Origin of the sequence: Bacillus cereus group sp. MYBK245-2 (assembly GCF_051916145.1) — a bacterium.
GTDB lineage: Bacteria > Bacillota > Bacilli > Bacillales > Bacillaceae_G > Bacillus_A > Bacillus_A pacificus.
On sequence record NZ_JBQAGB010000016.1, the window covers coordinates 98,975 to 109,764 of the forward strand.

Below are 10,790 nucleotides of genomic sequence, written 5' to 3' on the forward strand. Positions count from 1 at the left end.
CCTGCATCATCTGCTATCAGCCAAATTAATTGTCCTTTATGACCTGTAGCACTAACCATTTCAGATTTCTTTAAACTATTACATAGGTTTGTAACAAGCTTTTTTAATACGTTTAAACTGCATAGATGTTGAATTTTAAACTTATCGCTTAGTGCACTCATATTATTATTTAGGCAGAATATCGCCAATAAACACGATATTATTAAATTCATAAAATGGATTTTTTATCTTCTGTAGCAAAAAATCCTGCATAATTAATCCCCTTAAATCAATAATAGATAGGCTAAATACAAACAGCATACTAATAAGTTTCCCTACAGTAACTGAACTACTTGGTTTTTTTCCCTATCTTTTTATTTACCTTAACGCAATCCATTCATAACTTGCCCACTCTTTCGGCTTCTTATCATACTTAATACGACCAGTTGTACAGAATGAAGCAATCACCCATTGTATAAGATTCATCTTGGCATATGGATCAATACAATCCTCTATTTTTTTTAGCTGATAGCCTGTACTATTTTTCTGCCAAATTGTATATAAACGAAAATGTGTTGTTGTAACAAGTCTAGCTTTTGTTGTAACTTGCCATTTTGCAATTTTCGTTAAATCTTCTTTTACTTTTTTTTTATAATCTTGTTTTATTACCTTATAACTCTTCTCTTTATTAATTAGTCCATTTGAGAATGTAAAAGGCTTTTGATGCACCTCATAGACAGTTCCTTCTTCATCTCCTAAAATATTTGATTCTACTAAGAATATATTTTTTAGTTTTAACTGTTCCGTTAATTCTTTTCCACTCCTATAAAACGGTTTTTTTATCCTCTGAAGCAGGACAACCTGTACAATTAATCCGATAAGTAACGGATACGCTAGTATAAACACCATATTAATAAACATATTTGTAATAAGTACCCCTACTAATGCGAATATCGTGAAATAAATATACGTTTCTCTTTGATGAATGATTCTACTATTCAAGCTAAAACACCTCCGTTTTGATAAATTGTGAAAGCAACATACACAATTGCTCCTAATAAAATAGAACAAGCCCCCGGAAAGCTCTGTATCAGCTGTATTTCTTTCTTTGGTAGTTTTGCCCCAAATATAGAAGCAGCATGCTCCAATTGGTCTTTAATCGCTCCTACAAACCCTAAAATTTTAATTAATCGATACACACTAGCGACCCAAAAGAATAGTAAATGGAAAGCTGTTAATGTAATAGCGGTAAGGATAGCTGTTTCTTCTACTACATTACTAACATATACAGCTACCACAACAAGCATTTTTGTATCACCTGGTGAAGAAAATTTAAATGTCTCTAACAACAAACCACATGCTAAGGCCATGGCTAGTACAATCACAATCTCTTTACCTGTTCTTATTCCAGCAAAATACGTGATTCCTATACCTACAATTAAGAATAGCAAATGCCATATATTTTTCGTTTTTCTATATTTCAAGTCAGTAAATATATTCAGGGTCATATATCCTAGTAGTATTCCTATTACATATATATTCATAATTTTCCCTCCTTATTTTTTCCTGTTTAGATGGATTATTACGGTCCACTCACTAGAGACCAAGTGACCGTAGAAGTATAAGTAACTTGCCGATTCTTCCCTACATAAGTTGTCCCTGGATCTATCTGCAGTTGTAATCCATTTTGTCCAAAATCGAGTTGATATTCTCCAATTGCTACATCTTTCGAAGCCCGGATAATAGTGTGTGCTGCCCCATTATCAATAGGTGTATTTGGAATCTGTATAATAGGTTTCCCTGTCTCTGGACCCTTTACTTTTGTTACACTCACTTGATTCTTTATGGATAGAGAACCCTTTGGCAATTGTTTTGCAATGTTCGACTCTGTAAATGGAGAAATTGTCATATTCAATCTCCATCCATCCGCTTGATTTCGACTATCATGTATCATGAGTTTACCTAATGTACCAAATGAATTTTGCTTTTCTCCATTTAGTTGAATTGGGGTAAACTCTACACTTTTAGGAACAGTAAGCATATCTACTCGTCCTTTTTGTGTGGTAGAAATATGCTTCGTCGCACTTTTATTCCCAGCTTTATCTACTGTTCGGATATGTACATATTGTGGTTTCGCATAATCAGTCGGAAACTGAATGCTAGTCTGATTTGTAAACTGAACACCACTTACTTTATCAATTGATGTGTCGGATTTATCATTCACTACATATTCATATCCTTTTACGCCACTTGTTACAGTTGCAGGAACTTCCTTAGAAAAGTCCGAAACGTCATTCCTACCAATTCCACGGATTTTATAATGATAGGTACTCCCATCATCTTTCGCAGGGGCAAACGTTACTTTATTTTTTTTCAGTTCTCTATTTTCAATTTGGAGGCCTCCTGGTGTTGTGGGCACTGCCTGATCTTTTTCTTCTTTATCTACATGGTCAGAGAGTCTACCATTATATATTTGCTGATTCCCTTGGTATACTTCTGCTTCCGATGCGTATCCCACTTTCAACTCATCTACATATGTAATTCCTTCAGAATAGGCAAGCATATAAAAAGTTACGCCTCGTTGCTCGGTAATATAAAACGGATTATTTGCAACTTGAGTATTCATACTAAATGTAGACCATCCATTTATTTCTTTGTTCGTATCATTCTTTGTGACTGTACGGTTATTTGGTAATTGGATCGGTGTAGCCCATTTTCTTATTTTTAGGCGATCCCCTTGTTTCATTGGAGTCACAATAGTACTATTTGATATTAACTTGCCCTTTCCAGAACTACCCTGGTAAGGTATTACCTTATCAATCGTGGGTGAATCTTGATATACATCTTTGTTTATATCCGAAGTTATATGTCTTCTATCCCTCGGTATATTGGTACCGGGTTCTCTTTCTGGAAACAAAGAGATATTACTAATTTCTAATTCTTTTGAACAGCTTGGAGCATCTTTTAAAACAGTAGCGCATAATAATCAAATTCTCTCCTTGTTTCCCAGCTTCCATCATCATAGAAACTAATTCTCCTAATCCTTGTGATTTCGCCTCACATATTGCTGAAATATAAGCATTATTAGGTACGTTTAATCGCTTAAAAACAGCAATTGAACTCTCCATTACTGTATAAGGATATAAGACTCGATTCCCGTTGCAAAAACCTTATAAAACTATATAAAGTTTGTTTATTTCCCTGTTCTACGTGTCCGATTTTGCCGAAGCTACTTTCGTTTGATATAACACTCCGAGGGCGTGAATTCGGATACAACGAATCCTACATATTAGCAATAACGTTCATGTGTTAAGTTGCTAATTGATAACGCGACAAATTAATAGATGCGTTGAAATCTCTGTCTATTTCATGTCCACAGTCACAGGTGTATATCCTTTCGGATAAACGCAAAGTTTTTTTGATTTCACCGCAAGTCGAACACATTTTAGACGAAGGAAACCACTTATCAGCTTCCATATACTCAATCCCATATTTCTCACACTTATACTGTATTTTCATTTTGAAATCATATAAATTTTGTTGTGCAATAGCTTTTGATAAGTGTTTATTCTTCATCATTCCTTTGATATTCAACATTTCCATCACAACTCTGCAAGGTTTGGTTTTCACGATTGCAGTAGTTACTTGGTGAATATGATTATCTCGGACATTTTTCAAGCGCCTATGTAAGAGTTGTATCTTCTTTTCAAGTTTTATAATGTTGATGGTTTTGACGAAACGGCTCCCCTCCTTATTCATTTCATATTTACGAGAAACTTGACGTTGCAACCTACGAAGGCGTTTCTCCGCCTGCTTAACTACCTTTGTTTTATTAATGTTTTTGAATTTCATTCCATTCGAACACACTGCAAGTTCTTTAATGCCTACATCTATCCCTAAACTCTCAATTGTTAGTTTTTGCTGCATTTTCTCTTCTTCAATACCTACGGACAAATACCAATACTTCCCATCGAAATGAATACGTGGATTCGTATACTTCACATCGATTGGTAATGATTCTGAGATTTTCATCCATCCAACTTTTTCAATCAACACCTCGTTATTTCGGACTTTCAATTTCACATTATCATTATAAAAAGACGGCTTTGATTTTCTTCTACTTTTGAAACGTGGTTTATCAGTCAGTCCCTTGAAGAATCGCTTATATGCTTGACAAGCATCTTTAATCGCTTGCTTTGTAATGTTATTGGATACCTCATATAGCCATGCATATTCTTCTGTTTGCTTCAAAACTGTTAATTCTTTACGAAGGATGCCGTCAGATAAAAATTTACCACCGTGCTTATGATTTTCTTCCTGTTTACCTAATGTCCAGTTATAAGCCCATCGGGCTGTTCCGACAGATTTCCAAAGTTGATGTTCTTGTTCTTTATTCGGTCTTATTCTTATTTTCCTTGCAAGTATCATTTTCCATCAACTCCTTAATCATCTTCTTGGCTTTATTGGCTCTTTTACCTTGCAGTCTACTGCTGAGAACAGTGGCAATCTGAATTAAACTTTCTACTAATTCTTGTTCCTCGGTCTTTTCGGTATGGTCAATGACCTCAATAGTCGTTCCATATCTATCACATAGGTTTTCGATTAATTCATACCCGAATTGAATTAACAGATCTTTTACCTACTTCCTTATGTTTTAAAAGGAGGGAGCTATATGAAACACGCCCCCTCTTATTTTCAATCTAAAACTTATTTTTTGTTCCAAGAATCTACATCTGCATTGCTTGATGCTTTTGTGAATCGAGCTAGAATTGTATCATAACCACCTTGGATTGCTTTCCATACAAACGGTCCAATTACTAATACAATAATTACCGCTAAAGCGATTAACATTCCGTTTTCTGATGACAACTGTGAATCCTCATTTTTTAACCAATTCTTCACTTTTCCTAACATGATTGAATCTCCCTTATCCATTTATTTGAGCTATACGTAATAAACATCCTTGATTTAAAACTTCTATTATTTGTTCCAAGAATTCACATCTGCATTGCTTGATGCTTTTGTGAATCGTGCCAGGATCGTATCATAACCACCTTGGATTGCTTTCCATACAAACGGGCCAATTACTAATACGATAATTACCGCCAAAGCGATTAACATACCGTTTTCTGACGATAATTGTGAGTCTTCATTTTTTAACCAATTCTTCATTTTCGTTAACATATATTTTGCTCCTTTACCTATTCCATTTTGAATAATGTTTTTCTATATACTTGCAAATCCTTGCATTAAGGATTGAATAACAATAACCATTGGATAAATTACAATACATCCAATAACAGCTACGTTAAATTTATTCATTTCCATTGGCTTATTTTGAATGAGACGGTTATAGTTCTCATGTTTTAACTCACGCATCATTTTAATCTGTGCATCCATAATACGAAGACTCTGTACCTTGTCCGTTTTTTGTGCTTGTTGCAATGCAATCGTAAAGGTATTTACTTCTGGACTATTTAAGGCTGCAGCAAAGTTTCTAAATGGTTGATCCGAACCCGCATACATTTCTAATTCCGCTGTAAGTGTAGATACATACGGTCGAAGATGTCTTCCAGCATATATCTGCGCCTTTTTTACTGCTTCTAATGTTGTATGTGTTTTTAACAACTGCAGCATAGGAATTAAATACTCCGGTAATTCGAACTTCCTTGCTTCTATCGCCTGCTTGATTCTTCTCTTTAATAGATAATCAGGATAGAAATAAAGCAGTGGTGAAATCAAAACGCCTACTTTAAATAAGTAGTAATCATGAAACACTGTACATATCAAGAAAACAGAAGTGAAAATGATGGGATACGCAACCTTCATTTTCAAATATTCTTCTGGTTTCGTATCCAAACCAGCTTCTTCTAATTTTTTCTGGATCAGCTCTTTCTTTTCTTCTGTCAGATACTTATGTGATAACGACTGGAAGGGAGCGAGCATCATTTGATTTAAATTCTTTTTTTCAATTCGTTTTGCATTTTCTACATAGTTTGTAAGTAGGCTACCGCTATCTTTTTTACTTTGTAGAAAGGTAGAGAATACCCAGTACATGACAACGAATACCACTAAAGCTAAAATCGTAGCCACTTTATTCCCCTCTTTCTGTTGGATTATAATTTGCAATCTTTTCTACACGGGTTGCTAAGAAAAATACAATGAACATATTTACCGCTAATGCAATTTTCCCCATCATAGAACCTGCTAAAAATCCATATGCTTCTTTTGACATCAACATAATCACAATCGGCATGGCAATCACGATTAAGCAGTTCTGTACAAACGCACGTTGTGCTTGTGACAAACTAGAACGTAATCTTGCCAGATATAGCTTTTGTTTTTCGAAATCTTCTGCAATATCTAATAAGACTTGTACTGAATTCGCCCCGCCTTCTCGACTACATACTTCCAACATTTCATGGAAGAAAACCAATTCTCTAAAATTAAAAGTTTCATTGAATCCTTTAAATGCACGGTGCATTGTAGTTCCACCTTCTAATAAAAGAGAAACTTTTTCTATTTCTTCTTGAATGCTCTCATGCATCATTGGCTTTACTTGTACTAACACGCGTTTAGCGTTATTACTAATTTGAAGAGCATTCGCTACTGCCTTCATATAAATAGAAAGACGGTCAATAACAACCAAGTAGTAACGTTTTTTTCTTCGATAGAGAAGAAATCTCGGTACTAAAAATCCACATAAAGCAGAAATCAGTGTAAAAGGATCTCTTCCAAAGGAGAAGTAGAATATTGCTGCTATACTCATTCCCGAAAGAATCGTATATACCCAGTACATACTTTTCGTCAATTTCCACTCGTACTTTTGGGCTTCTTGGATAACAGATTGTGGCAGATACATTCGTATGCCTTTAATATTCCTTAATTCTAAGCGCCTTTCTTCTTTCTCATTTTCTTGTACAAATTGGGAAAGTGCAGAACCTTTAGATTTTGCAAAAAGTAAAACAAGTAATACTATACTAATAAAGATTAATAATATACATCCATAGGCGAACAAACTATGCATACTGCACCTCCTGTTGTGAAAGGAATGGTGCATAAAGAGCCGGGTTTACAGAAGAAGAACGGAATTTCCTCTCCATTTCGGCTGACATTCTTGCTGTAATTTTATGCTGGCCATGAATCTTTCCTACTCTTTCATTCATTTCATCATGTTCCTCGTATGTCGGAATAAACTGAGAAAGTTGATTAAATTGTATATCACCTTGATAATCCAATAATTCAATCATCTCTGTAATATAACGATTCCCATCATCTTTCTTTTCGAAAAAGACAATCACATCAAATGTCTGTGAAATTAATTCATATAAATATTGAGCACCAATATTCGCACCACTTTGTAGACACATAAGCATTAAACGTCTTACTGCTTCTTTTGCACTTCTTGCATGGACAGAGGTAGAACCCGAGTGTCCCGTTTGGAAGAAGTTAATCATTTTCAGGGCTTCTCCCCCCCTTGATTCCCCTACAAGTAATCTCTTTAGTCCTTGACGTAAAGCATTCGTTAACAATCTATCAAAATCAATTGCATTTTCTTCAACTTCGGATGCTCTACATTGCATCGGAACAAAATGATGCTCTGGAAATATGCGATGTAAATAGAGTTCAGGATTATCTTCCACTACAAGAGTACGTTCATTCTTTGGTATATGAGAAGCGAGGTACTTCATAAACTCCGTTTTCCCTGTTCCTGTTGCTCCAGCAATTAAAATATTCATTTTGGCTTTCACAGCTGCCGCCAAAAAGTCCAACATCTCTTTCGATGCTTGATTTGTGGATAACATACGTTCTTCTGAGGCACGAAGATGATCTGCATTCTTACGAATAGTAATTGTTGTACCAAGTCCAGCAATCTCATCTAAGGCGATATTGATACGAATATAAGGGAACACGCAGTCGACAGATGGCTTTGCTGTATTAAGTGATTCTGACGTACTGTTTACCATCTTATAAGCTAAGGCTTTTACATCTTCTTCAGCTTCATATCGATACTTGTATTTGCATTCTCCCTCACCAATTTTTTCGTATATAATCTCTTTTATGCCATTGATATAAATATCTGTTACATCTTTATCATCAATCAGAGGTTGAATAATTCCAAATCCCACAATATCGTCACACACCATGTTCAGTAACTGTTCAGAAGGTACCTCTGAAATGACGACTTGATTACTTAATAAGAAACTTTTGATGATTTGCTCTACAGCTGCTTTTTTTTCCTTATTCATAAAAGATTCACTTAAGATATCACGATGTTCTTTAACTAAAAACGCACGAATTTCATCTGTTATATCTTTAATTTGTTGAGCTGTAGTTGTTCCTAACTTTCGAGCTGATTTAGAACGAATCATATAACCAAAATGATATAAATCAACTCGATTTCTCTTTAAGGCGACTTGTTTTCCCTGTAAATAGCCCCACATACTACTGCCTCCCTTTTAATTTCGTAAACCAAAGAGACCCTTTTTCATAGAGGATGTATGCTGGGTTGGAATATCAAGACCAGCTGCTTCCATAATGTGATGGACCTTTGTATTAATTTGCGGGGAACCAAACTGCATCCCCCATTCATAACTCGTACGATCCCTGTCATACGGAATTGTCACCGCAATTTTTTGGGAAGAAAGCTTTTCAATATCTTCTACATAATCCTCATCTCCCATATTTAAAACATGAATCATACGAGGCAATGTTAGCTTTGCTTCTTCTAGTAGTTGTAATTCTCTTTTAATTGCTATTGCACCACGAGGGTTGCCGTTTAATACATGAACAACAAGGTCTGATTGGTATAGGATTGGATAACTCAGAACCTCAGATAATTCAGTTGGTACTGATAGAATGATAAAATCGTATTCTGTATCTACAAGTGATTCTATAAATGTCGTTACAAACAGTTCTTTGTTTTGAATCTCTGGGAATTGAGCTAAGTTATAACCTGATGGAAACACCAGAAAACCCATCTTATCGTGCAATTTTTGCATCAACCTTGGATTCACTTTTCTCTCTAATAAATCTTGCTTGGTACAAATATACTGCGAGAGATTGGATTCATTTTCTTTTCTTACAAGTTCTAAGATGTTTTTACTATCGTGGCTAAGACCAGTTCCAACTGCAAAGCTAGGTCTTACTTGGTCTGCTTCAACATAAAGCACCTTTTTCCCTAAATGAGCTAATTCATTTGCCATCGCAATACTTAATGTGCTTTTCCCTACATTTTCGTTTGTTGCATAAAAGGCAATGATTCTTGCTTGCCGCTCCATCTTAATAACCCCTTTCTTACTTAGATTCATTCAGATACTGTGCTACATACTCTTTTACATTTTTAGAAATTGGATTAGTCGAATGCTTCTCTACATAGTCTAAAATGTTCTTTTGATCAGATATTTGTGAGAATCCTTCAGCTGGTTCTAATTCTTTCCCTGTTTGCTCCACCTTTTGTCCAACTGCAACAGGAATGACATCTCCAAGTGTTTTTGCACGATTTAAGTATTGAAGTTGTTCAGGGGAAACAGCCAGTGTGTATAATCGCGTTACTTTAGGCTTTTGTTTTCCTTCTTGTTCCTCTTTTGATTCTTTCTTTTCTAGCACAAATGCATCTTCTGTATTGCTATCTTTTGCAGCCGTCACACGTACACGTTGGAACAGACCACCAAAGACAACCTTCTCATTGTCTCCTTCTTTCACAACTTGTTTGAAATACAAGTCCACATACGTGTTTGGGATAATACTATTCCCTGAACTTGTTTCCAAATCAACGAGTAACGGGAAAGCAACTTCTCCATCTTTCAAATTTAAAATAGCAGAGTCCGGTAACTCCTCTTTCTTTACTACTTTGTTTTTAAAGAGATAGCTATTTTCTGTAATGGGTTGCCCATCATTTGTCCACTTACCTACAACCTCTTTTTTATTTACACGTAATGCATTTGGGGGAATCGCATCACCAGGTAAAGTTCGTTCCACTAGCATGTCTTCTTTAATTTCTGTATGTGCAGGTATATCCTTTGCGGCTACAACAATTTTTGTTGGTTTTACAGCATTTTCTACTGCGAAATGATTGTATCCATAGATACCCGCTACTGTTGCAGCGGCTAGACCTACCGCAACAATCTGCTTCTTTTGAAACTTAGATGGCTTCAATGTTTGTATTCCTCCTTATGTAGCCTTTAAACGCAAAAAAAGGACACACCTATGGCATAATGCGCCTTAGGTGTGTCCTTTTAGCTAATCTAAAGTCTATATGAAAATGTTGGATTTGATTTCTTTAATATTACAATTTCAATATTATGATATATAGAGTTTTATGTCAATCATTTCTAAAAAAAATATTATTTTTACCATTTCAAATCTCTGATTCCAAAACTTAAAAACCCTTAAAAACGTTGTCATATCAAGGCTTTTAAGCTATTAACCCAACCGTAAATATGGTATAATTAATATAACGTAACTGAATATTTCAGGGTGGTCGGTTGCTTTCCTTTCTCTTTTATTTTATGGAGAAAGGAGGTGACACTATGGACATTCTTTTCACGATAGCAATTGAAATTGTAAAAGTTATTGCTAGAGAAGTCGCTGTGTTTGTGGCAAAACGTATAGGGAAATCCCTATCAACGTCTTGGAAGCAAATACAAAAAAAGCGACGAAAGACGAAAAGAACCACCCTCAATGCCAGCAAGCGTCTGTGAACCGCACCCAATTTGTTAGACAAATAACTAACAATTGGAGGTGCGGTTTTATTATGTCTAGAAAATATAAATTCGAATTAAAAAGAAATGCCGTTGAACATTATTTAA

At 35.3% G+C, this 10,790-nt stretch carries 11 protein-coding genes and 2 pseudogenes; 1 reads left to right on the forward strand and 12 read right to left on the reverse strand.

What is annotated here, in order from left to right:
* Window positions 1-357 precede the first annotated feature (357 nt).
* From ACTFRN_RS22510 to cpaB, 12 genes and pseudogenes are all read right to left on the reverse strand, one after another.
* Complete coding sequence (locus ACTFRN_RS22510) at window positions 358-981, reverse strand: hypothetical protein (RefSeq protein ID WP_001088474.1); 624 nt, start codon at window positions 979-981, stop codon at window positions 358-360.
* Entirely contained in the window at window positions 978-1,523 is a 546-nt protein-coding gene (locus ACTFRN_RS22515) for a hypothetical protein (protein WP_001029022.1), read from the reverse strand. Before ACTFRN_RS22515 ends, ACTFRN_RS22510 begins: the two co-directional genes overlap by 4 nt.
* A 38-nt stretch (window positions 1,524-1,561) precedes the next feature.
* Window positions 1,562-3,137, reverse strand: a pseudogene (locus ACTFRN_RS22520) (WxL domain-containing protein); the annotation flags it as partial.
* Window positions 3,138-3,288: 151 nt separating this feature from the next.
* Window positions 3,289-4,407, reverse strand: coding sequence for an RNA-guided endonuclease InsQ/TnpB family protein (locus ACTFRN_RS22525; RefSeq protein WP_000599424.1), 1,119 nt, complete (start codon window positions 4,405-4,407; stop codon window positions 3,289-3,291).
* Window positions 4,370-4,615 (reverse strand): annotated as a pseudogene (locus tag ACTFRN_RS22530) (IS607 family transposase); the annotation flags it as partial. The pseudogene ACTFRN_RS22530 and the gene ACTFRN_RS22525, both read right to left, overlap by 38 nt.
* A 71-nt stretch (window positions 4,616-4,686) precedes the next feature.
* Entirely contained in the window at window positions 4,687-4,893 is a 207-nt protein-coding gene (locus tag ACTFRN_RS22535) for a hypothetical protein (protein WP_061129650.1), read from the reverse strand.
* Between the two features lie 66 nt (window positions 4,894-4,959).
* Window positions 4,960-5,163, reverse strand: a complete 204-nt coding sequence (locus ACTFRN_RS22540; RefSeq protein WP_000956353.1) for a hypothetical protein — start codon at window positions 5,161-5,163, stop codon at window positions 4,960-4,962.
* Between the two features lie 42 nt (window positions 5,164-5,205).
* Window positions 5,206-6,072: a hypothetical protein gene (locus tag ACTFRN_RS22545; protein WP_000201161.1), complete on the reverse strand. Its 867-nt coding sequence runs from the start codon at window positions 6,070-6,072 to the stop codon at window positions 5,206-5,208.
* A gap of 1 nt (window position 6,073) precedes the next feature.
* The gene (locus tag ACTFRN_RS22550; protein WP_000555801.1) at window positions 6,074-7,006 is read right to left on the reverse strand and encodes a hypothetical protein; all 933 of its coding nucleotides are present in this window, start codon (window positions 7,004-7,006) and stop codon (window positions 6,074-6,076) included.
* Window positions 6,999-8,423, reverse strand: a complete 1,425-nt coding sequence (locus ACTFRN_RS22555; protein WP_000264623.1) for a CpaF family protein — start codon at window positions 8,421-8,423, stop codon at window positions 6,999-7,001. The genes ACTFRN_RS22550 and ACTFRN_RS22555 overlap by 8 nt, the downstream gene beginning before the upstream one ends.
* A gap of 15 nt (window positions 8,424-8,438) precedes the next feature.
* The gene (locus ACTFRN_RS22560; protein WP_000441032.1) at window positions 8,439-9,260 is read right to left on the reverse strand and encodes an AAA family ATPase; all 822 of its coding nucleotides are present in this window, start codon (window positions 9,258-9,260) and stop codon (window positions 8,439-8,441) included.
* A gap of 16 nt (window positions 9,261-9,276) precedes the next feature.
* A complete protein-coding gene (gene cpaB, locus ACTFRN_RS22565) occupies window positions 9,277-10,137 on the reverse strand; it encodes a Flp pilus assembly protein CpaB (protein WP_000804792.1) in 861 nt (286 codons plus the stop codon).
* 374 nt (window positions 10,138-10,511) lie between these two features.
* Here cpaB and ACTFRN_RS22570 point away from each other — a divergent pair, with 374 nt between their 5' ends.
* Complete coding sequence (locus tag ACTFRN_RS22570) at window positions 10,512-10,682, forward strand: hypothetical protein (RefSeq protein WP_000353182.1); 171 nt, start codon at window positions 10,512-10,514, stop codon at window positions 10,680-10,682.
* The last annotated feature ends 108 nt before the right edge of the window (window positions 10,683-10,790 follow it).